Source organism: Pseudomonas tritici, assembly GCF_014268275.3.
GTDB lineage: Bacteria > Pseudomonadota > Gammaproteobacteria > Pseudomonadales > Pseudomonadaceae > Aquipseudomonas > Aquipseudomonas tritici.
The window spans coordinates 1391377-1413367 of sequence record NZ_CP077084.1 but is presented as its reverse complement, the minus strand read 5'-3'; the positions used below and the strand labels follow the sequence as shown (position 1 = coordinate 1413367).

Sequence of the window (21991 nt, the reverse complement as noted above, 5' to 3'; positions counted from 1 at the left end):
AGTGCCCCGGAAATAATGGAACAGAACATCACCCGGTGGTTGGCCCACCGGGTGACAGAACCATCAGCGATCAGCGCACAGGTGGTGCGTATTGAATGCCGCCGGCGTTCCACAGCGCGTTCAGGCCACGGTCGATTTCCAGCGGGGTGCTCTTGCCGAGGTTGCGCTCGAACACTTCGCCGTAGTTACCGACTTGCTTGACGATCTGTACGACCCAGTCTTTCTTCACTTTCAGGTCTTTGCCGTATTCGCCGTCAGCACCGAGCAGACGAGCGACGTCCGGGTTCTTGGTGGACTTGGCTTCAGCTTCAACGTTTTTCGAAGTGATACCGGCTTCTTCAGCGTTGAGCATGGCGTAGCCAACCCAGCGCACGATGGCCAGCCACTCGTCATCGCCGTTACGCACGACTGGGCCCAATGGTTCCTTGGAAATGGTTTCCGGCAGGACCACGTAGTCTTTCGGTGCGGCCAGCTTGCTGCGCTGGGCGAACAGTTGGGACTTGTCGGAGGTCAGTACGTCGCAACGACCGGATTCCAGCGACTTGGCGCTTTCATCGGAGGTGTCGAAGGTGATCGGGGTGTATTTGAGGTTGTTGCCGCGGAAGTAGTCGGAAACGTTCAGCTCGGTGGTGGTACCGGCCTGGATACAGATGGTTGCACCGTCCAGTTCCTTGGCACTTTTAACGCCCAGCTTGTTGTTTACCAGGAAGCCGATGCCGTCGTAGTACGTGATGAAGCCTGGGAATTTCAGGCCCATGCCGGCGTCGCGGGAGCTGGTCATGGTGGTATTACGGGACAGAATGTCGACTTCGCCCGATTGAAGCGCGGTGAAACGCTCCTTGGCGTTCAACTGGCTGAATTTGACCTTGGTCGCGTCACCGAAAACGGCAGCGGCCACAGCGCGGCACACATCAGCGTCAATCCCCAGGATCTTGCCGCTGGCATCCGGTACCGAGAAACCCGGCAGACCGTCACTCACGCCACATTGCACAAAGCCTTTCTTCTGCACGGCGTCCAGCGTGGCGCCAGCTTGGGCGAAACCACTGACACCCAGTACAGCCGCCGCAGAAACGATGGCCAGGGTGGATTTCAATACCTTCATTCAAACCTCCAGTTGCTCTTGTTGTGTCGGAGCTCGAACCTCAGCGCACCCTTATGAGGCGATATCGACCCGTGTTGGCTTTTTTTGGGGTCAAGCGGCATGAGGTTGTTGCGGTCAATCCAGTTGCTATCCCATAAGCGGCAGTCACTGATAGTGTTACCGTCCTGAGATAGCGCTGACATCGTCCAACACATAGCAAGGCCCGTACCAGAGTGCCGGCTGAGCCGATTCAGCCCACGGTCAATAGCAAAAGATTCAACCGTGCGACATCTTCTTAACAGATCAACTCGTCGCGCACCGTTCCGTTGCACTTAATCGGAGCGCGCGCACATTAATGGAGCAGACATGACCGAACCCTTGATTCTTCAGCCCGCCAAGCCCGCAGACGCCTGCGTAATCTGGTTGCATGGCCTGGGTGCCGATCGCTACGACTTCCTGCCGGTGGCCGAGGCGTTACAGGAAAGCTTGCTGACGACCCGCTTCGTTTTGCCCCAGGCACCGACCCGTCCGGTGACGATCAACGGCGGCTATGAGATGCCCAGTTGGTACGACATCAAGGCCATGAGCCCGGCCCGCTCGATCAGCCTGGAAGAGCTGGAGGTGTCGGCAAAAATGGTCACGGATTTGATCGAAGCGCAGAAGAGAACCGGAATAGACGCGTCGCGGATTTTCCTCGCCGGGTTTTCCCAGGGCGGCGCCGTGGTCTTTCATACCGCGTTCCTGAATTGGGAAGGCCCACTGGGCGGCGTTATTGCCCTCTCAACCTACGCACCGACATTCGGCGATGAGCTGGAGTTATCCGCCAGCCAGCAGCGCATTCCAACGCTGTGTCTGCACGGCCAGTACGATGAAGTGGTACAGAACGCCATGGGTCGCACGGCGTATGAGCACCTGATGAGCCGTGGTGTCACCGTGACATGGCAGGAATACCCAATGGGCCACGAAGTGTTACCCCAGGAGATACACGATATCGGCGCCTGGCTGACCGCGCGCCTGGGCTGAAACCCGGCGTTTATGTAGCCGTATGACAGACGCACTACGCCGCGCCCGATTCTTGCATTACACTGGCCGGCGTACATTCCTTAACCAATTAATGAGATCACCGTGCTCAAAGCACTCAAGAAGATGTTCGGCAAAAGCGAGGCTGAGCCGCTCGCGCCTGATTCCAGTGCTCCTGTCTCTATTACCGGCAGCCGCAACGACGGTGAACAACCCGGCCGGACAGCACCCGTTGCCCAGCCGAAGGTGACACCGCCTGAACAGGCAACACCGGCGGCAGCCGCTCCCGCGCCAGTGGCTCCAAAGCCTCGCCGCGAACGCGCACCAAAGCCGGTCGTCATCCCCTGGAAGCTCGAAGACTTCGTCGTCGAACCCCAGGAAGGCAAGACCCGCTTCCACGATTTCAAACTGGCCCCGGAACTGATGCACGCCATCCAGGACCTGGGTTTCCCGTACTGCACGCCGATCCAGGCGCAGGTGCTGGGCTTTACCCTGGCGGGCAAGGACGCCATCGGCCGCGCCCAGACCGGTACCGGCAAGACCGCCGCGTTCCTGATTTCGATCATCACCCAACTGCTGCAGACGCCGCCGCCGAAAGAACGCTACATGGGTGAACCGCGCGCGCTGATCATCGCCCCGACCCGGGAGCTGGTGGTACAGATCGCCAAGGACGCCGCCGACCTGACCAAGTACACCGGCCTCAACGTCATGACATTCGTCGGTGGCATGGACTTCGACAAGCAGCTCAAGCACCTCGAAGCCCGTCACTGCGACATCCTGGTAGCCACGCCGGGCCGCCTGCTCGACTTCAACCAGCGCGGCGACGTGCACCTGGACATGGTCGAAGTGATGGTGCTGGACGAAGCCGACCGCATGCTCGACATGGGCTTTATCCCGCAAGTGCGCCAGATCATTCGCCAAACTCCACCGAAGGCCGAGCGCCAGACCCTGCTGTTCTCCGCGACCTTCACCGAAGACGTGATGAACCTCGCCAAGCAGTGGACTACCGACCCGTCCATCGTTGAGATCGAAGCGCTCAACGTCGCCAGCGAAAACGTCGAGCAACACATCTACGCCGTGGCCGGCGCCGACAAGTACAAGCTGCTCTACAACCTGATCAACGATAACGGTTGGGAGCGGGTGATGGTGTTCGCCAACCGCAAGGATGAAGTACGCCGCATCGAAGAGCGCCTGGTGCGTGACGGCGTCAACGCCGCGCAGCTGTCGGGCGACGTGCCGCAGCATAAGCGCATCAAGACATTGGAAGGCTTTCGCGAAGGCAAGATTCGCGTGCTGGTGGCCACCGACGTGGCCGGGCGCGGGATTCACATCGACGGCATCAGCCACGTGATCAACTTCACCCTGCCGGAAGTGCCGGACGACTACGTGCACCGCATTGGCCGTACCGGCCGTGCCGGGGCGGCGGGGGTGTCGATCAGTTTTGCGGGTGAGGATGACTCGTACCAGTTGCCGTCGATTGAGACGTTGCTGGGCCGCAAGATCAGCTGTGAGACGCCGTCGACGCATTTGCTGCGGGCGGTGGAACGTAAGCGGCCTTAAGCGCAACGCGATTAAAAAAGTGAGCGGGCCCGCCCGCTCTCAAATTTGTTGCATCAAACACGTCCCGCGCCACCGTCCTACCGATATCAATTCCACCAGGATGGTTGGCGAATGCGCGACTCCTCGTCTCTGAATGCCTGAAAGTAACCTGCACTGCTCGTTGGCATATCAAAAAAAAGACTGCCAGCGGCCTGTGGCTGTGCCGAAGCGTTCGAACCCGGCCCCGTCGGGCCTGACTCAGAAGCCGGTGACGCCGCTTTGCTTCTGGCCTCTATCGCTCGGCCAAAATTGGTCGTTCTCAAAGCAAAGCGCGTGACGCCATAAACCTTGCTGAAGGTAGTAACGCCCTGTTTGTCGGTGAACTTGTAGGTCAAGCCCACCATGCGTTTGCCCGCCGCCTGCAGACCGCTTCCAAGCGGGGTATCAAAAAAGCCAGCGTACTTGACGAAGTCTTTGGCAGTCCCGGCTTTCGCTGCCGCGTTGTAAGCCAGGTTTGCCGATGTATAGGCTCCCCCAATACTGGCCGTCCATGAAGCAATGGAAAACCCTAAAGAGGCCCACCCCAGGTTGCGAATATGGTGGGAACGGTCCCACCCCGTCATTCTGTCAACCTCTGCAATGCCAAGCGCCGCAGTACTCAAGGTTCCACCCACTACGCCCAATGCAGAAGCGATAAAAACTGCCGATTTGGAGGCAACTACCATCGCCGCCGTAGCGGCGGAGGCTGTCGCAGCAACTGCCGCTGCGCCACCCGAAGCCGCTGCTAAACCTGCCGCCGTCGCCGCCGCCGTATAGGCAGCCGCAGCCGCCATCAACCCGGGCGTCGCAAATCCTACCGTTACTATCGACAGGGCTAATGCCGTCCCGGTCAGAACCCACTTCAGCCAGCTCGGCCACAAACCGCTGGGGTCCATCAAGTTGATTGGATTACACGCACAATACGCGTAGCTATTGAATCCACCCTCATCGAATGGAGCAAGCGGATCAACCTGCAGAAAAACCAGCAGACTAGGATCGTAGACGCGCTGGCCGTTGCCCAAAATATAGAGGTTGCACGACGCATCCAGTCGATGACCATTGAACGCTGGCAGTTGCAGGTCTGCCATGGTGCGAGTCTTTCCGTCATTCGGTACAACTTGCGCATCGCCATAGGGCGTGTAATGTCGCCGCACATGCGCAAGCCCCGGAGCCGATATGCCGCGCACGCTACCTGATGCATCGTTAGTGTGCAGTTGTGGCCCATCCACACCGCCGCTGCGCGCCAACACCTGATCCCCTCCGTCGGCAAAACGGATTTTTTTATTGCCTTCCACCACGGTATCAAGGCGGTCTTCCACGTACATCAGCTTCACAGGAGGTTCGTTGCCCCTGGAAGCAAGTACCTGGCGTGATTCGGCATCGTACTCATAGCTGTACTGGAGGGCATTGGCCCGTACTCCAGTCAGTTGATCAAAACTGTTATAGGTATAGGTCTGGCCTGAGGCTCCGACCTGCAAGTTGCCCGCCGCATCATAAGTCAGAGTGACATCCTGCACTGGGAGAGTGTGAGTGAGCCGGGTCAAACAGGTAGGGTCGGTGCCGGTGAAAAAACGCACGCACGTATCTTGCGTACCGTCGGTAAAGGAGGTGATTACCTGGGTAATGTTATTAAGGCTATCAAAACTGAAAACCTGCCCTACGACGCCACGCCCCAACTGGTCCTTAGGCTGTTCGCGACCCTCACAGCGATAAGTCTTGAGCCTCAGGAAGGCATCGTAGGTAAATTTCTCATCGGTCACCACTTGTGAGCTCGCATCCGTCAGAACCCGTGTCGCCAGCATACTGTTGGCATCGTATGTGCTGGTGATCACTTGCAGCAGCGCGCCGTTCTGCTCAAAACGGCGTGAGGACTCACGCCCCAGCCCATCGTAAGACAGCATGGTTACGACTTCAGTGCTGCCATAGGCAGTGGTCAGGTTCTGTGGCCGACCCAACGTATCATAGCTCTGCTCAACGACCATACTGCCCGTGACTATCTTGGTAAACCGACCGCGCTCGTCATAATCAAGCCGACTAACCTGACCATCAGCGGCCGTTTGATGCAGCAGTCGACCGCCAGGGGAATAGCTGTAGAGGGCAGTCAACGAAGTGCCATTGATGTTTTGAGTCTCCTTCTCGAGATGGCCGTTCTCATCATGAACATACTCATGGATCAGGCCATTGGTCTCCGTGCGCGTCAGTGTTCCCGCAACATAATCATGCTTGTAGGTACTTACCGGGAGCCCCGTCATCTCCACCTTGGTTTGCACATCCAGCTCTTTGTCATAAGTAATGCTTTGACGAGCACCACGAGGGGATACCATCGCAACGGGCGCCATCCACCCTGCCTCATACTCCCATGTAGAGGCTTGCCCCGTGCCACGACTCTGGCTGGTCATGCGCCCCAGGCTGTCATAACTGCGTGTGCCCAACTGTTTGCCGTCGATCAAGAGTGCGCTGACCGTTTCGCTGCTGGTACCCGGCGCGTAGTCAATTTTGCGCAACCGTTGCGGGGTGCCGTCCACAGGCTTTTGAAGAACGGTCAACAGCCGGCCGAAGGTGTCATAGGTGAACTCACTCGAAGTGCCATTGATATCCTTCACCAGCAGGCATCGGCCCAGGCCATCATAGGTGCGCGACTCTACTTCTACGCCGTTATTGCTGGCATCAAGTCGCTCCACCTTCACCGGCTGACTATGCTCATTGAAATAAGTTTTCAGACGTTCACCACCCTCAACGCCCTCAACCTTGAGATTCAACTGCGGATCGTATTCATCAATCAGAACGCGGCCATCGGGACCGGTTACGCTGCTGGGGTTGCCCCAACCATTGTAGGAATAGACCGTCTTCAGCACACGCTGGCCGTCGGTCACATAATCGAAATCGACCTGTTCAATGAGTTGCCCAAGCGCATCGTAAGTCCGTGTTCCGATAGCGCGTTCCAGCGGTCCCGCCATCAGTTGATTATCGGAAACCTGGCGGCCAAGCCCATCAAACCTTGTGACGACCTGGCGACCTTGGGCATCTGTGGTGATCAGATGAGCAGCGTTGCTCTGCGTCGAAAAATGGTAGGCATAGTTACGCTTAGCCTGCTGCGGTTTGCCCGGAGAAACCACTTCCTCAACCAGTCGACCATTGACATCGAATGCTAGAGCCACTGCACAACCACCGTCCCGGATCATTGATTCCTGGCGCCGGTTGACCAGCGATAGTGTGCGTTGAGACTCAACCCATTGCCCTTCACGGCCCAGCAGTCGGCGCGTTTCAATAAGACGATCACCCGCGATGGTATAGCTGAAGTTGCTGACCAGCGTCAGTCCAGCAATGGTGCAAGAGGATGTTTCCAACCGACCTACCAGCTCGGCAGGCGCGCTGTAGTAAGTGTGCTGCTGGCTGAAACTCCCAGCCTGAAGGATGGACTGCTGCAAGACAAAGTAACTGGCGCCCGTCGCCGGCAAGCGGGTGTGGGTGTAGTCGGTGACTCGCGCAGCAACCGTGGCTCCCACAGGAAAAAGGCGCTCTTGCTTCACGTAGCGAGGAAAGAGGTTGTGAGAGTCGGCCGGGCATTTTGCAGCTTCACCAGTGATCGGGTAGTAGCTGTACTCGGTGCGAACGCCGGATACTTCAGTGAGACTTAGCTCATTGCCAAAGTCGTCGGTCTCGATATGCTCAGACACCTCCCTTGCAGGGTTACCCGCCCGTTCATAGCGCTGGGTAACCGTCTTCGGAATCGCGTAATTGGCCGGTTGATCAGAGAACTGACCCGCGACCACGTTATAGATGACGCTGGTCTTGCTTATGGTGCCATCGCGCCGCACCGTTTTTTCGGTCTGCAGGTGAAATTTGTTGTAGGTCGTACGTGTAACCATCAGCACCTTGTCATTGTCGGCTGCGTCAATGCGGGTTTCCTCCGACCAATAAACGTAAGCCCCCGCCACCTTCAACAAGTTGTCCTCGCCCTCCTGGAAACCACCTGAAAAAGGGTATCCGGAGAAGTTGCTGCCCGGACTGTAGCTATATTTTCTGATCATGCGCGGCTGATTGGCGCCAGGAATCTGCACCCACGTGTCGACGCTGGGAATGTATTGGTTGTTACCGTAGGCAAGGGTATTTTCGCTGTAGACAATGCGTTCCTCCCCCCCCATAGGCCGCTTTACACTCTCGATAGCACTCAAGCCATTGCGGAACACGGTATAGGCGAACGTGTAAGCAGCAGACCCGGGCGGACCACTGCGATCATAGGGAACGGTGACACCGGTTAAATACTCGTTGGCATATGAAAATCGGACGCGTGCGTAACGCCCGCCGCCGACAAGGGTATCGACCGTCGACAGTATCCAGCTCTGGGAATAGGTCAACACCACAAGTTCCTCGCCCTTCTGATTAAGGATGCGATCGAGGTGTTCACCCAAAGCATATCGAAAGCTCAAGCTCTCGCCATTTTCAAACTGAATGGTATTTATACGATAGGGCACGGTACTGCCATGCTTTTTCAAAACCTCGACGGTTCCATCCTTATAAACTACATGTAGCGTGTCCGCAGCCGGCCGCTTGACCACCAAATCCCTTAACTTACGATCTGTGAATGCAAGCGTGCCCCCTACTGACGGCAGGCTCTGGGTTTTATAGCGCTCACCCGTGAGTAGCGTGAGCGTAAGGTTGTCAACATCAAACTCGGTATTACTGATTCGCCAACCAATACCGTACCTTGAAGGCTGAGTGTTCAGCATTGAAAATGACAGCGTGACATCCTTAGACACTTCTAAAGGGCCGTTTGGATATAAGGTTGCCAATTGAACCTTAGACGTGTATTGCAATGTGCGGTCATCGACAGAACCGGCCAAATAAGAGCCAAAGCAAAACGCATTCGAGTAAACATTCATACGGACGCACCTCAAGTCAGCATTTGAAATTGAACGCCGCCTCATCAATAACAACAAGACTCAAGGTTCCTAAGCACTAGTTATAATCGGTAAAGTAGGCGGTATTACCGTCCTCACTCTGATTAATATAATACGCCTGCTCACATCCGTAATTATCGATCAGCCGCAATGGCGTTTTTGTGTCTCCGCTACCGAACGAAATCGAAGGCCTTGTCACTCTCGCAATACGCATTACTGTATTATGATGATCCGCTTTTATTATAATATTTGGATCCACTAATCCATCATTCGCAATATCACCAAATCGAACGACGGCATTAACATCATCACCTAACAGCACACCAATTTTTCTAGAGCGCCCTAAAGCGCCCCCATTATGAGCGTAACACGACTGAAATTTTAACCCTTCACTAGGCAACGACAGAGGGGTGTCCAACCCTTTGTTCATCAGAAACTCGACACCGCCCATTGACGGACGCACATAATACATATCTAAATCAGTAGAGACTGCGCCATTAAAAACATCATAGCGATTCACAGTTAACTCACCAACCCGAATAACATAAGGCCTGACAGGTGAAAGAGTGATAAATGAATTACCCACGTACCCGTAAGTTGTATAAACCACGCCACCTACAATTATTCTCGCCATAAATCTGATTGATTCTAATGGGATGCCTGGCGCAACGCGCATATATCGCTCAATTATTTCAGCTCTAGGATCATTGGTAACTGTATACCCACTATCATCACACACAGAGTTCTCGGCATCCAGGCTGCGAATTCCCGTATCGAAGATGTTTTTATCTGTGTCAACAGACCACCCCGTCGGGAGTGGGGCAAACTTATCTGATGAATAAAAGGTGATCGTTGCGCTTTTTTTCTCCTCATTCGTCAGGGGTTTTTCCACCCAGATGCTCCCATCGAGAGTTTCTTCTTTGACGACTTCAATCAAAACTTTGCATTGATGGCGATTATTGGTATAGAGCTCATTACTATTGGGCTGCCCACTAGGGAAAAAAATCTTGAAGACTTTGACGTTAGTTTCAGCGATCTCCTCATAGTCCTCCACCCGCATCCCAAAACCGCCAGATGATTTCGATAAACGGTATTTTTGTGTCGTCCCGACATTATCAATCAATGTCCATGCACTGCGAGTGTCTTCGCGAAGAATTGGCATATCATCACTCACGTGGAGAGCACGCATGATCGTCGGACGCTCATGAAATCGTACTAGCGGATTTTTCCATGGATGGTAGAAACCATGATGAATATCACTCAAATGCAGCTGCAGACCGGAATAGTCCCCCCCCCTGACAACGCCAGCCTTCCACCCCAAGTTGTATGCTTCCTCATGTAAGAACGATGTTTGGAACAGCTCTCCCTCTTCAGAAAATTCAACAGACCGTCCAAGCCCTAAATTCCGAGTAAAATACATTGGGCTTGGAGGCGTCCAATAGGAACATTGAATGGTACATCTGGCGTCTACATACGCAGCATCTGCAGATTCAGAGAGATCCTCAGCTTTAATGACGAATGGACGGATCGGCTTAACGACTACCGACGAATCTTCCTCATCGCCTGCACAGCCTGCCGACGTATAAACTTGGCCATCAAATTCAACCTTGGCCACAAGGGTGATAGGTGCATAACTATCAGTTGGGGCGCAACGCATAAAACGCCGCACATACTCTTTTTTAGAACCTACACCGCAGATCGAAGTTTCATTTTTTCTAGCCTTGCCCTGCCCTGTTTTATTTTTTTGCAGGCCAAGATCATATTGATTTCTCTTCTTATCACACGACCATCCCGACGCGAGTGGTTGAATCTTATCAGCGAAACACTGGATGACCGTTACACTGGCACGCTCAGACTCCGACAATTCAGTTTCATGCCACACTCCGTTCCCATCCTGAGCCTCTTTAATCACTTCGATAATTAGCTCGCACTGATGGTTACCATTGGCATATACCGAGCAACGCGAACTTTCATCGCCAGAGCCTCTGATTGTAAAATGAGAAAGGCGAATAGAATCTTCGGTCTGAGCCATGTCAAATTCCTTATAGAAATTATGAAAAATAAGAAAATTACAGGCTCGACAAACTTATTATAAATTTCTTTAACCGCTATAAGCCACCGCACCATACGGTCGATTAAAAGTCTTTCACCAAGGTGATGACAACTGTCAGAAGTAACAGTTAATAAGAACAAATAGAAATAGTCATGAAGTTTTGCGCTTCAAAAAGCCATGAAAACTCTCACACGTTCCAACGATGTGCAGCCGCACAATCGCTTTCCCGCCCTTCCACCCAACGCGGCCCCTCACTGGTGTTCTCTTTCTTCCAGAACGGCGCCCGCGTCTTCAGGTAGTCCATCACAAACGCACAGGCATCAAACGCCGCCTGCCGATGGGCACTGGCGGCTGCAACAAACACAATCGGCTCACCCGGCTCCAGCGCGCCAATACGATGCAGCACTTCCAGCTTGAGCAACGGCCAGCGCTGCTCAGCTTCGACTGCGATCTTGGCCAGGGCCTTTTCGGTCATGCCGGGGTAGTGCTCCAGGAACATCCCTGCCACGTCCAGGCCGTCGTTGAAGTCGCGGACATAGCCCACAAAACTCACCACCCCGCCCACGCCCACATTGGCCGCGTGCATGGCATTCACCTCAAAACCCGGATCGAACGCCTGGGCCTGCACACGAATGGCCATGATCAGCCTCCGGTCACGGGTGGAAAGAATGCTACTTCGTCACCTGCCTGCACTGGCTCATCGAGGCCGCACAACTCTTCGTTGCGCGCACACATCAGGCTGGTCTCGTTGAGTACGGCAAACTCCGGGTCACTGGCCAACGCTAGACGCACCGCATCGACAGTGGCGAAATCGCCCTCCACCTCCAGCGAGTCAAAGCCCACTGCTTCGGCGTAACGCGCAAAAAACAATACGTTGATGCTCATGCCTGGTCCGCCTTGAAGTGCCCGCTTTTACCGCCGAGCTTTTCCAGCAGGCGAATGCTTTCGATGGTCATGCCACGGTCCACGGCCTTGCACATGTCGTAGATCGTCAATGCCGCGACGCTGGCAGCGGTCAACGCTTCCATCTCTACACCGGTCTGGCCGGAGAGTTTGCAGCGCGCCAGGATATGCACAGCGTCCACGCCATCGGCGCTCAGTTCGACCTTGACGCCCGTCAACATCAGCGGGTGGCACAGAGGGATGAGATCACTGGTTTTTTTCGCAGCCTGGATCCCGGCAATGCGGGCCACGGCAAATACGTCGCCCTTGGGATGGGCGCCGTCGACAATCATTTTCAGGGTCTCGGGCAGCATGCGCACGCGCGCTTCGGCCACCGCCTCACGGAACGTCACGGACTTGTCGGTGACGTCGACCATATGGGCGCGACCTTGGGAATCGAGATGGGTCAGCACAGGGATACTCCTGATCAGGAGCACCGATTGTAAACCTATCGCCGATCAAAATGTGGGAGGGGCAAGTGCCCTCCCACACTGACCGCATTTACAAGTGAGATTCGGCGTATTCGGCCAGAATCGAACGGGGCACCCCTTGCAGCGCAATGTGCACGCCGTTGGGGAAGTCTTTGAAGCGTTCCGTCAGGTACGTCAGCCCGGAGCTGGTCGCGGACAGGTAAGGGGTGTCGATCTGTGCCAGGTTGCCCAGGCACACCACTTTGGAACCGGCACCGGCACGGGTGATGATGGTTTTCATCTGGTGCGGGGTCAGGTTCTGGCATTCATCGATCAAAATCAGGCTCTGCTGGAAGCTGCGACCTCGGATGTAGTTGAGGGATTTGAACTGCAACGGCACTTTGCTGAGGATGTAGTCGACGCTGCCATGGGTGTTTTCGTCATCCATGTGCAAGGCTTCGAGGTTGTCGGTGATCGCCCCCAGCCACGGTTCCATTTTTTCCGCCTCGGTGCCGGGCAGGAAACCGATTTCCTGGTCCAGGCCCTGCACGCTGCGGGTGGCGATGATGCGGCGATAGCGCTTGGTCACCATGGTCTGCTCGATGGCGGCAGCCAAGGCAAGGATGGTTTTACCGGAACCGGCAGCCCCCGTCAGGTTGACCAGGTGGATGTCCGGGTCGAGCAGCGCGTACAGCGCCAGGCTCTGGTAGATATCGCGCGGTTTCAGGCCCCAGGCTTCCTGGTGCAACAGGGGTTCCTGATGCAGGTCGAGAATCAGCAGCTTGTCGACCTGGATTTCTTTGATCCAGCCTACAAAGCCCTGTTCGTCGATGATGAATTCGTTGATGTGTACAGCCGGCAGGTTGTCGATCAGCTGTACCTGATGCCAGGTGCGGCCATGGTCCTGACGGGTTTCGACCTTGCTGACGAGGTCCCAGAAGGAGCCGGGCACCGTGTGATAGCCACGCGACAACATCGACACGTCGTCGACCAGTTGGTCAGTGCTGTAGTCCTCGGCAGCGATCCCACACGCTCGTGCCTTGAGGCGCATATTGATGTCTTTGGTCACCAGTACCAGGCGCAGATCCTTGTCGCGCGCGTGCAGGTCGATCAATTGGTTGATGATTTTGTTGTCGTTCAGATTTTCCGGCAGCAGGCTGTTGGGCTCGCTGCGCTTGCTCATCAGAATCGACAGCAAGCCCTTGGGCCCGCTTTTGCCACGCTGGATCGGTACGCCGACTTCAACATCCTCCGGCGATGCTTCGCCCAGTGTCTTGTCGATCAGGCGGATGGCCTGGCGGCATTCGGCGGCAACGCTGTGGTGCCCGCTTTTGAGTTTGTCGAGCTCCTCAAGCACGATCATCGGGATGGCGACGTGGTGTTCTTCAAAGTTAAGCAGTGCGTTCGGATCGTGGATCAGTACGTTGGTATCAAGCACATAAAGGATTGGCTGGTCGGAAGAAGGGTTACGTCCATGATCATCCATACTCGGTCACCTTTGTGGGAGCCAGTCGACGCAATACCTGGGCGGTGCTGCGCCTCGATTCGACCACCGACTGCACCTGAGTGACGTCAAGCGCAGTGCCCACATGAGGAGTCTTGGAAGACGCCACCTGTGTTGCAGGTTTCGGCGATCTGACTTCGTAATACCGCAAAACCCATGACAGGAAAAAGCACTTTGACGCTTTTTTGAAGTTTATTTTTCAGGATGACGAATACCACTAGCCGAGTAACAGGTACCCCGTTAAAGTCGGAAGTCCGCCTGCATCGAAATATCGTACAAAATCACTCCAAAAATGCCTCACACCCAACAGGGCCGGGCACTTCAGCGAAACGCCTCTCGGCAGTCCTGCCAACCCAGTCCACTCTGCGCCGTTGCCTGTAGCAGGATGGGCAAAGCAACCCGCGCTTTGTCCTGGGTGTCGTGAAACACAATCACACCTTTGCGCCACAGCAGCATCAACGTCAGCACCCGTTGCGCCGACTCATCGGCCTTGAGCTTGCCCGGCTCGTCCTGGGAATCGATGTCCCACAATGCCACCTGCAAGCCTTGGGCTTGAAAGAAACCCTGGCTGTCGGCACGACGCTGGCCGTAGGGCGGACGGAAGAGAGGCACGTAGTTTTCCGGCATCAGGTTTTGCGCCAGTGAGGCACTGCGGGTGATGGAGCTCTGCCAATCCACCCAATGACTGTGGGAACGGTACTGCCAACCCTGGGTGCCCACGCACTGACCCTGGTACAGCGCCTGCACATCAGCAACGGAACTGCGCTCCACCCGGGTTTGCAGGCTGCTGCCGAGGGCGAAGAACGTGGCGTTCATCTTTTGCTTGCGCAGGTAGTCGGTGAGCCAGTCGGTGTTACCGCTGACCGGGGCCGGGCCGCCGTCGAAGGTCAGCAGGAACAGGCGGTCGTTGAATTCATCGCCATTACGCTCATGGTCGCCAAACCGCGCGATTTCGCTGCTGATCTGTGGAAACAGCGCAGCCTTGCGCAGCAGTTCGTCCAGGTACCGTTCATGGAAGCTATGACTGGGGGCGGCCCAGCCTATATAGAAGGAATCGCTGCTGACCTCGAACTTGCCGGCCTGCTCGCGCAGGTCGTCCATGTTTTCCACCAGGTAGCAGAACGAGGCATCCTCCTCGCAGCTCCTTTGGGCAAGCGTGTAGTTCTCCAGCAGGCGCTGCCAGAGCTGACGACGCAGGTCGTCGATGGCGGACAGATTGATGATCTTCAGGCCAAGGCGCTGTTTGAGCGCGCTTTCATCCTGATTCTCGCTGGCCAACAGGCTATGGGCGAACATCAGGATTTCCGCGCGCGAGGCGACGTCGAACAGCGCCGGGCTGCCGAGTTTTTCGGGCCAGGTGCCACGGTCGAGGCTGGCCACATCCACCGGGGCGGCGTGAGCGCTCAGGCAGAACAGGCAAGCGGATAAAAAAAGCGCGATTCGCACAACGGGTCTCCCTCTCCAGAGTCGACCGGCACTATAGCCGATCAGTCACTCGTCCACGCCTATGCCGGAGCGTGAATAGGGTCGGCGCTAAAGTGGCGCAGCACCTCATTTGCCCGGTAGAGTCAATTGAGCGCCGGTGTGTATCCAGCTGTGCGCAAAGGGATCCGCATTCATCTAAAGACCGAAAGGAATATTGAATATGCATGAGCAGGCAAGGCTGACCAAGAGCCATCAGACATTGGGGCAAGTCGGGCAATTGGTTTCCATTGAAGACATCGAAAAGAACTACTCGACCTCCGCCAAAGCCAATAGCGCAGTGGAGGTTGAGTGCGCGAACACACGCTGCAAGGTTAAAGTTCGCATTACTATCATTTCGCCCTCCAAGCCTGGCCGAAAAATAACGCCTTCATCCTATTTTCATGGAAAGCACATAGCGGGTTGCGATCGCAAACCTTCACAGCCGCAGCTGGCTCCTATGCACGCTTCACCAACGCAAGGAGCCAACCCGGATAAAAACAATATCCCCGCTGTTTGGGTGGATCCTATCGGCACCTCTCCTGGCTCCGGGGGCCCCACCGCGATCTCTCCAAGCCAGATCAATCCTTCAAGCGCTTCGACCCAAGGCCGATCCCGGACCGGCGCAGGCACGAGTAAAAGCCAGTCCCAGCGGGTTGAGCGCTTCGCGAAGGAGTGGCTCAAATTGACTCAGCAGGTCAGAAAAACCCAGCCGCTAGAAGCCCCCTGGAATCTCGGCGGCACTTACGCCTCAGCGTTTTATCCCTTTGATTATCAAGACACAGAATCGATGTATTCAGTTGGGACAAGAATACACACGGCCTCCGTGGTGTCGGGAAAACTCTCCAATGGCGATTTTTACATTCGCCTGAAAGAACAAAAAGCGCACGCAACTCCAAAGATCGTCATTATCAATGCTGCCATGCTGAGCGCCAGCGTCGCTGGCCAATCGCTGGCAATGCAGCTCATCAACCCAGGAGTACCGACCAGCAAAACGTACATTTTTTTCCTCGGCGCATTTCTGGCAAACCAGACGACGAGCCAGGAAGAATTGATCGTTGCTCACCCCCATTACTTTTACGTGCAAACCTAACAATGTGGAACGAGCCTTGACCCCGAGCGCATTTAACCCCTAGGCGCGTAACGAGTGCATACCTATCGCCATCATAGGTGGAGTCAAAACGCCCAAGCCCCTAGAATCCCTCCCACGATTACAGGAGCCAACTTCATGCTGATGGTGATTTCCCCCGCCAAGACCCTCGATTTCGAGACCGCGCCCGTGACCCAGCGCTTCACCCAGCCGCAGTACCTGGACCACTCCCAGGAACTGATCGAGCAATTGCGCACCCTCAGCCCGGCGCAAATCAGCGAATTGATGCACGTCTCCGACAAGATCGGCGGCCTCAACGCTGCCCGGTTCGGCAGCTGGACCCCAGCGTTCACCCAAGCCAACGCCAAACAGGCGCTGCTGGCGTTCAAGGGTGACGTCTACACCGGCCTGAATGCCGAAACCTTCAGCGATGCCGATTTCACCTACGCCCAGGACCACCTGCGCATGCTCTCGGGTCTCTATGGCTTGCTGCGCCCGCTGGACCTGATGATGCCGTACCGCCTGGAAATGGGCACCAAACTGGCCAACGCCCGTGGCAAGGACCTGTACGCCTTCTGGGGCACACGAATCAGTGAGTGGCTCAACCAAGCGCTGGCTGAGCAAGGCGACGACGTGCTGCTCAACCTGGCCTCCAACGAGTACTTCTCGGCGGTCAAGCGCACGGCCCTGAACGCAAGGATCATCAACACCGAGTTCAAGGACCTGAAGAACGGCCAGTACAAGATCATCAGCTTTTACGCCAAGAAGGCACGGGGCATGATGAGCCGCTTTGTGATCGAAGAACGCATCAACGACCCGGAAAAGCTCAAGGCGTTTGATGTGCAGGGGTATCGCTTCAATGCAGAGCAGTCGAAGCCGGATAACCTGGTGTTTTTGCGCGATCACGCACCGCAATAAGGCGTAACCGCCTCATCAGACAATGAGGTCCAAATGTGGGAGCGGGCTTGCTCGCAAATGCGCAATGTCAGCCACTGAATGAGTTGACTGACCCACCGCATTCGCGAGCAAGCCCGCTCCCACATTTTTAGGTGCACGCCCATCAAGATTCGTCATATTTTTGGCGTCAAAAAACATCCTGAAGCATGTCTAACAATTCTTTCACTCGACATTCGTCATTTTTTTTCGTAGTGGCACCACTTTTTTAAAAGCGTGATGGCACAAAACTATCCCTGCGCGCCAACTCCCCACAACTACTGGCCCAAATAGCAAGTGCTATCAATATAGTACTAGTGCCATCTTGCCTAATATTTCAAGAAATTTCGGGAAACAGGATGAGCGGCCCGGAACTTCGTCAAAACGCACGGCTCATACCACCGGTAACGAAATTCTCTGTTTCTGTAGGAGATGACTTACATGACGACCAATGGAGAGTATCGAAGTTGTCACACTAAACTTTGACCGAGTGGTCACTTTACAAATGCTTAGTTACGAGCGGCGACAAGGATGATTTGCCACGAACTATGAGGCCAAGGCTGTGCTTACCCTAATGGGTCAGTGATACAACCCAAGACATTGATATTTAAGGCTAAAAACCCATATCAAAATCTTGTGGCACTGGCGCCACGCCCTTCTCCCAGGAAGGCTGGCTGCATTTCAGGGCAGGCCCCAATAACAAGGCCAAGTTGCGCACAACTTGAGTGCAATAGTTAGTCACTCGCTATTTAACATGCCTGCACGCGATAAGTCGGCGTCTATTCGCCTAACTTTCGCGGCATCAGTGACGCTTGCAAACATGAACTCCGGCCAATTATTGGCATGATTAACACCGTCTTCAATGACACATGAGGTAAATGCGATGCGCATCAGCATATTTGGTTTGGGTTACGTTGGCGCAGTCTGTGCCGGTTGCCTGTCTGCACGTGGCCACGAAGTGGTCGGCGTAGATATCTCCAAGGATAAGATCGACCTGATCAACGCTGGCAAATCGCCGATTGTTGAGCCAGGCCTGGGCGAACTGTTGAGCCAGGGTATTGAAACCGGCCGGCTGCGCGGCACGACCAACTTCGCCGAAGCCATCCGCGATACCGACCTGTCGATGATTTGCGTCGGCACGCCGAGCAAGAAGAACGGCGACCTGGAACTCGACTACATCGAAGCGGTATGCCGCGAGATCGGCCTGGTCCTGCGTGACAAAGCCACCCGCCACACTGTGGTCGTGCGTAGCACCGTCTTGCCAGGCACCGTAGCCAACGTGGTGATCCCGATCCTCGAAGACTGCTCTGGCAAAAAAGCCGGTGTGGACTTCGGCGTTGCAGTCAACCCGGAATTCCTGCGTGAATCCACCGCCATCGCTGACTACGACCTGCCACCGATGACCGTGATCGGCGAATTCGACAAAGCCTCCGGCGATGTCCTGCAGTCGCTGTACGAAGAACTCGACGCACCGATCATCCGCAAGGACATCGCCGTTGCCGAGATGATCAAGTACACCTGCAACGTGTGGCACGCCACCAAAGTGACCTTCGCCAACGAGATCGGCAACATCGCCAAGGCTGTCGGCGTCGACGGTCGCGAAGTGATGGAAGTGGTCTGCCAGGACAAGACCCTCAACCTGTCCCAGTACTACATGCGCCCAGGCTTCGCCTTCGGCGGTTCGTGCCTGCCAAAAGACGTGCGTGCCCTCACCTACCGCGCCAGCACCCTGGACGTGGAAGCGCCGCTGCTCAACTCGCTGATGCGCAGCAACGAGTCCCAGGTGCAGAACGCCTTCGACATCGTTTCCAGCCACGACAAACGCAAAGTCGCGCTGCTGGGCCTGAGCTTCAAGGCCGGCACCGATGACCTGCGCGAAAGCCCGCTGGTCGAGCTGGCAGAAATGCTGATCGGCAAGGGTTATGACCTGAGCATCTACGACAGCAACGTCGAGTACGCCCGTGTCCACGGCGCGAACAAAGACTACATCGAAGGCAAGATCCCGCACGTGTCGTCCCTGCTCAACTCGGACTTCGACGACGTGATCAACAACTCCGACGTGATCATCCTGGGCAACCGCGATGAGAAGTTCCGTGCCCTGGCGCAGAACGCACCGCACGGTAAGCAAGTGATCGACCTGGTGGGCTTCATGTCCAAGGCCACCAGCACGACCGGTCGTACCGAAGGCATTTGCTGGTAACAGCAACGGCCAGTTCCGGGCTGCAAGCGTACTAATCCCCAGCGCTTGCAGCCTGGAGCCTTCTTCACCTTCGGATGACGCTCATGTCCAAGTTAAAACACGTACTGCTCCAATCCGCCGGCTGGCTGTTCTTCCTGAGCCTGCTGATGGGACTCGCCCTGCTGCTGCCGGCGAGTACGTTCGACGCTGAGTCGAAGAATTTTATTTTCCTGATTGGCGCCGTCGGTATCTGGCGCTACTCGATGGGTGCAACGCATTTCTTTCGCGGCATGCTGTTCCTGTACGTGGTCTACCCGCACCTGCGCCGCAAAGTGCGCAAGCTGGGCAAGGCCGCCGACCCGTCCCATGTGTTCCTGATGGTCACCAGTTTCCGTATTGATGCGCTGACCACTGCACAGGTCTACAGCTCGGTGATCCGTGAAGCCATCGAATGCGGCTTCCCCACCACCGTGGTCTGCTCACTAGTGGAAATGTCCGACGAGCTGCTGGTGAAGAGTTTGTGGGAACGCATGAACCCACCGGAGCACGTCAAGCTCGACTTCGTGCGGATCGCCGGTACCGGCAAACGCGACGGCCTGGCCTTTGGTTTCCGCGCCATCTCCCGCCATCTGCCGGATGACCGCGCAGTGGTTGCGGTGATCGATGGCGACACCGTGCTCGCCGAAGGCGTCGTGCGCAAGACCGTGCCGTGGTTCCAGCTGTTCGGCAATGTCGGCGGCCTGACCACCAACGAGTTCTGCGAAGTGCGCGGCGGCTACATCATGAGCGAGTGGCACAAACTGCGCTTCGCCCAACGCCACATCAACATGTGCTCCATGGCCCTGTCCAAGCGCGTACTGACCATGACCGGTCGTATGTCGGTGTTCCGTGCCAGCGTAGTGACCGACCCGGGCTTTATCGCCGATGTGGAAAGCGACTCGCTGCAACACTGGCGCCTGGGCCGCTTCAAGTTCTTGACCGGCGACGACAAGTCCAGCTGGTTCAGCCTGATGCGCCTGGGTTACGACACGTTCTACGTGCCGGACGCCGCGATCAATACCGTGGAACACCCGCCGGAAAAAAGCTTCATCAAGGCCAGCCGCAAGCTGATGTTTCGCTGGTACGGCAACAACCTGCGCCAGAACTCCCGTGCCCTGGGCCTGGGTGTGCGTCGGTTGGGCTTGTTCACCAGCGTGGTGCTGTTCGACCAGCGCGTGTCGATGTGGACGTCCCTGCTCGGCCTGACCGTGGCGATCATCGCCACTTTCAAATACGGCGGCGCGTTCATCCTTGCGTACCTGCTGTGGATCGGCATCACCCGCCTGATCCTGACCCTGCTGCTGTCGTGCTCCGGCCACAAGATCGGCCCGGCCTACCCGGTGATTCTCTATTACAACCAGATCATGGGCGCGCTGGTGAAGATCTACGTGTTCTTCCGCCTTGATCAACAGTCCTGGACCCGCCAGGACACCAAACTGACCCGCGATTTGGCCAGCTTTCAACGTTGGTTCAACACCTGGTCGTCTCGGACCATGACCTTCTCCGCCGGCAGCATCTTTGTTGCCGTGTTGCTGATGATGGTCTGACCCTGCCAAGCCTGAATTAACTCTAGGAAATGCCCTGATGAACAGTCCAGTAAACGCCAACGTAGTCCACGAATCCGAAGCCCAGCGCCAGCACGCCCGCGTCAAAATCCCGGCCAAGCTGCGCTTTTTCAACACCGACCGCACGCCGACCGAAGCACGCGTGCTCGACCTGTCCGCTGGCGGCCTCGCGTTCACCGCGACGCAGCCGCTGACCATCGGTGAAGTGCACAAGGGGCGCCTGCAATTCGTCATCGATAACCTCGGCCTGGCGATGGACGTGGAGCTGCAGATTCGCTCCTACGACCGCCAGACCGGCCGCACCGGTTGCCAGTTCCAGAACCTCGATGCCCAGGATATTTCCACCCTGCGCCACTTGATCACCTCGCACTTGTCCGGTGACATCGTGACCATGGGCGACGTGCTCGCGACCCTGCAGCGCGACAACTTCACCAAGGCGCGCAAGGTCAAGGACAGCGGCAGCAACATGAGCGCCTTCGGCCGCTTGCGCGCCGTGACGTTCAGCCTGGCAATCTTCCTGGTGGGTCTGGCCGCGTTCGGCTTTGTGTTCAAGTCGGTCTACGGCATGTACTTCGTCAGCCACGCCCAGGCCGGCATTGTCAGCGTGCCTGGCATGAACGTGACCATGCCGCGCGACGGCACCGTGCAAAGCCTGCTCAAGGGTGATGCGATCGCGGCCAAAGGCGCACCACTGGCCACCTTCAGCACCAGCATGCTGGATGTGCTCAAGGGCCATCTGGATGAAGACCAACTGCAACCGGCCAAGGTTGAAGAGCTGTTCGGCAAGCAAATGACCGGCACCCTGACTTCGCCATGCGATTGCATCGTTGCCCAGCAAATGGTCGCCGACGGTCAGTACGCCAGCAAAGGCGATGTGATCTTCCAACTGGTACCGCGCGGCGCCCAAGCCAATGTTGAAGCACGCTTCACCTATCGCCAGTTTGGTGACGTTCGCCCAGGCACACCGGTGAGCTTCCAGGTGGCCGACGAAGAACAACTGCGCACCGGCACCATCGTCAGCAGCACCAGCCTGAACAGCGCCGACCTGTCCTCCGACATCCGCGTGCAGATCAAGCCTGACGCTCCGCTGGACAGCACCTACGCCGGCCGCCCGGTCGAAGTGACCAGCGACCGCGGCCCATCGCTGAACTGGCTGATCGACAAAGCCATGGCTCACGGTCTGTAAGCGAGGACATGCCTGTGATGACTTTCCCAAAAACACCGCAATCCCTGTG

15 protein-coding genes are annotated in these 21991 nt (G+C 56.3%); 7 read left to right on the top strand and 8 right to left on the bottom strand.

The genetic code is table 11. The features are described from left to right. Nucleotides 1-70 precede the first annotated feature (70 nt). Nucleotides 71-1102, bottom strand: a complete 1032-nt coding sequence (locus HU722_RS06225; RefSeq protein WP_065875000.1) for an amino acid ABC transporter substrate-binding protein — start codon at nt 1100-1102, stop codon at nt 71-73. Nucleotides 1103-1447: 345 nt separating this feature from the next. On the opposite strand from HU722_RS06225, the gene HU722_RS06220 reads away from it, so the two are divergent. Continuing rightward, nucleotides 1448-2104, top strand: a complete 657-nt coding sequence (locus tag HU722_RS06220; protein WP_065875001.1) for an alpha/beta hydrolase — start codon at nt 1448-1450, stop codon at nt 2102-2104. A gap of 96 nt (nt 2105-2200) precedes the next feature. Further along, entirely contained in the window at nt 2201-3661 is a 1461-nt protein-coding gene (rhlB, locus tag HU722_RS06215; protein WP_175402971.1) for an ATP-dependent RNA helicase RhlB, read from the top strand. Between the two features lie 86 nt (nt 3662-3747). Here the strand turns inward: rhlB and HU722_RS06210 are convergent, their stop codons facing one another. The 7 genes from HU722_RS06210 to HU722_RS06180 form a co-directional block, all read right to left on the bottom strand. Further along, on the bottom strand, nt 3748-8562 hold the full coding sequence (locus HU722_RS06210; RefSeq protein ID WP_065879582.1) for an RHS repeat domain-containing protein: 4815 nt from the start codon (nt 8560-8562) through the stop codon (nt 3748-3750). A 76-nt stretch (nt 8563-8638) separates the two neighbouring features. Beyond that, nucleotides 8639-10612 carry a hypothetical protein gene (locus HU722_RS06205; RefSeq protein WP_139114545.1) on the bottom strand — a complete coding sequence of 658 codons (1974 nt, stop codon included), beginning with the start codon at nt 10610-10612 and terminating at the stop codon, nt 8639-8641. 208 nt (nt 10613-10820) lie between these two features. Further along, on the bottom strand, nt 10821-11273 hold the full coding sequence (moaE, locus tag HU722_RS06200; RefSeq protein WP_065875007.1) for a molybdopterin synthase catalytic subunit MoaE: 453 nt from the start codon (nt 11271-11273) through the stop codon (nt 10821-10823). A 2-nt stretch (nt 11274-11275) separates the two neighbouring features. Then, complete coding sequence (gene moaD / locus HU722_RS06195; protein WP_049709886.1) at nt 11276-11518, bottom strand: molybdopterin converting factor subunit 1; 243 nt, start codon at nt 11516-11518, stop codon at nt 11276-11278. Beyond that, entirely contained in the window at nt 11515-11988 is a 474-nt protein-coding gene (moaC, locus tag HU722_RS06190; RefSeq protein WP_016978208.1) for a cyclic pyranopterin monophosphate synthase MoaC, read from the bottom strand. The genes moaD and moaC overlap by 4 nt, the downstream gene beginning before the upstream one ends. Before the next feature lie 88 nt (nt 11989-12076). Further along, nucleotides 12077-13471 (bottom strand): PhoH family protein, encoded by a 1395-nt coding sequence (locus tag HU722_RS06185; RefSeq protein WP_065875008.1) that lies wholly within the window; start codon nt 13469-13471, stop codon nt 12077-12079. Nucleotides 13472-13810: 339 nt separating this feature from the next. After that, nucleotides 13811-14935: a polysaccharide deacetylase family protein gene (locus HU722_RS06180; RefSeq protein WP_065890493.1), complete on the bottom strand. Its 1125-nt coding sequence runs from the start codon at nt 14933-14935 to the stop codon at nt 13811-13813. Nucleotides 14936-15134: 199 nt separating this feature from the next. Between HU722_RS06180 and HU722_RS06175 the strand changes: the two genes are divergently transcribed. The 5 genes from HU722_RS06175 (at nt 15135) to HU722_RS06155 (ending at nt 21942) form a co-directional block, all read left to right on the top strand. Further along, the gene (locus HU722_RS06175; RefSeq protein WP_065875010.1) at nt 15135-16043 is read left to right on the top strand and encodes a hypothetical protein; all 909 of its coding nucleotides are present in this window, start codon (nt 15135-15137) and stop codon (nt 16041-16043) included. 135 nt (nt 16044-16178) lie between these two features. Further along, on the top strand, nt 16179-16958 hold the full coding sequence (yaaA, locus tag HU722_RS06170) for a peroxide stress protein YaaA (protein WP_065875011.1): 780 nt from the start codon (nt 16179-16181) through the stop codon (nt 16956-16958). Between the two features lie 898 nt (nt 16959-17856). Continuing rightward, entirely contained in the window at nt 17857-19173 is a 1317-nt protein-coding gene (locus HU722_RS06165; RefSeq protein ID WP_065875012.1) for a nucleotide sugar dehydrogenase, read from the top strand. An 83-nt stretch (nt 19174-19256) separates the two neighbouring features. Further along, the gene (gene alg8, locus HU722_RS06160) at nt 19257-20738 is read left to right on the top strand and encodes a mannuronan synthase (RefSeq protein WP_175402968.1); all 1482 of its coding nucleotides are present in this window, start codon (nt 19257-19259) and stop codon (nt 20736-20738) included. Nucleotides 20739-20775: 37 nt separating this feature from the next. Beyond that, a complete protein-coding gene (locus HU722_RS06155) occupies nt 20776-21942 on the top strand; it encodes an alginate biosynthesis protein Alg44 (protein WP_065875014.1) in 1167 nt (388 codons plus the stop codon). Nucleotides 21943-21991 lie beyond the last annotated feature (49 nt).

What these genes read in the sequence shown, in the direction of transcription:
- HU722_RS06210 (WP_065879582.1), bottom strand. Translation starts at nt 8,562, where the DNA reads ATGAATGTTTACTCGAATGCGTTTTGCTTTGGCTCTTATTTGGCCGGT.
- HU722_RS06165 (WP_065875012.1), top strand. Translation starts at nt 17,857, where the DNA reads ATGCGCATCAGCATATTTGGTTTGGGTTACGTTGGCGCAGTCTGTGCC.
- alg8 (WP_175402968.1), top strand. Translation starts at nt 19,257, where the DNA reads ATGTCCAAGTTAAAACACGTACTGCTCCAATCCGCCGGCTGGCTGTTC.
- HU722_RS06220 (WP_065875001.1), top strand. Translation starts at nt 1,448, where the DNA reads ATGACCGAACCCTTGATTCTTCAGCCCGCCAAGCCCGCAGACGCCTGC.
- HU722_RS06175 (WP_065875010.1), top strand. Translation starts at nt 15,135, where the DNA reads ATGCATGAGCAGGCAAGGCTGACCAAGAGCCATCAGACATTGGGGCAA.
- HU722_RS06155 (WP_065875014.1), top strand. Translation starts at nt 20,776, where the DNA reads ATGAACAGTCCAGTAAACGCCAACGTAGTCCACGAATCCGAAGCCCAG.
- HU722_RS06225 (WP_065875000.1), bottom strand. Translation starts at nt 1,102, where the DNA reads ATGAAGGTATTGAAATCCACCCTGGCCATCGTTTCTGCGGCGGCTGTA.
- yaaA (WP_065875011.1), top strand. Translation starts at nt 16,179, where the DNA reads ATGCTGATGGTGATTTCCCCCGCCAAGACCCTCGATTTCGAGACCGCG.
- moaE (WP_065875007.1), bottom strand. Translation starts at nt 11,273, where the DNA reads ATGGCCATTCGTGTGCAGGCCCAGGCGTTCGATCCGGGTTTTGAGGTG.
- moaD (WP_049709886.1), bottom strand. Translation starts at nt 11,518, where the DNA reads ATGAGCATCAACGTATTGTTTTTTGCGCGTTACGCCGAAGCAGTGGGC.
- HU722_RS06185 (WP_065875008.1), bottom strand. Translation starts at nt 13,471, where the DNA reads ATGGATGATCATGGACGTAACCCTTCTTCCGACCAGCCAATCCTTTAT.
- HU722_RS06205 (WP_139114545.1), bottom strand. Translation starts at nt 10,612, where the DNA reads ATGGCTCAGACCGAAGATTCTATTCGCCTTTCTCATTTTACAATCAGA.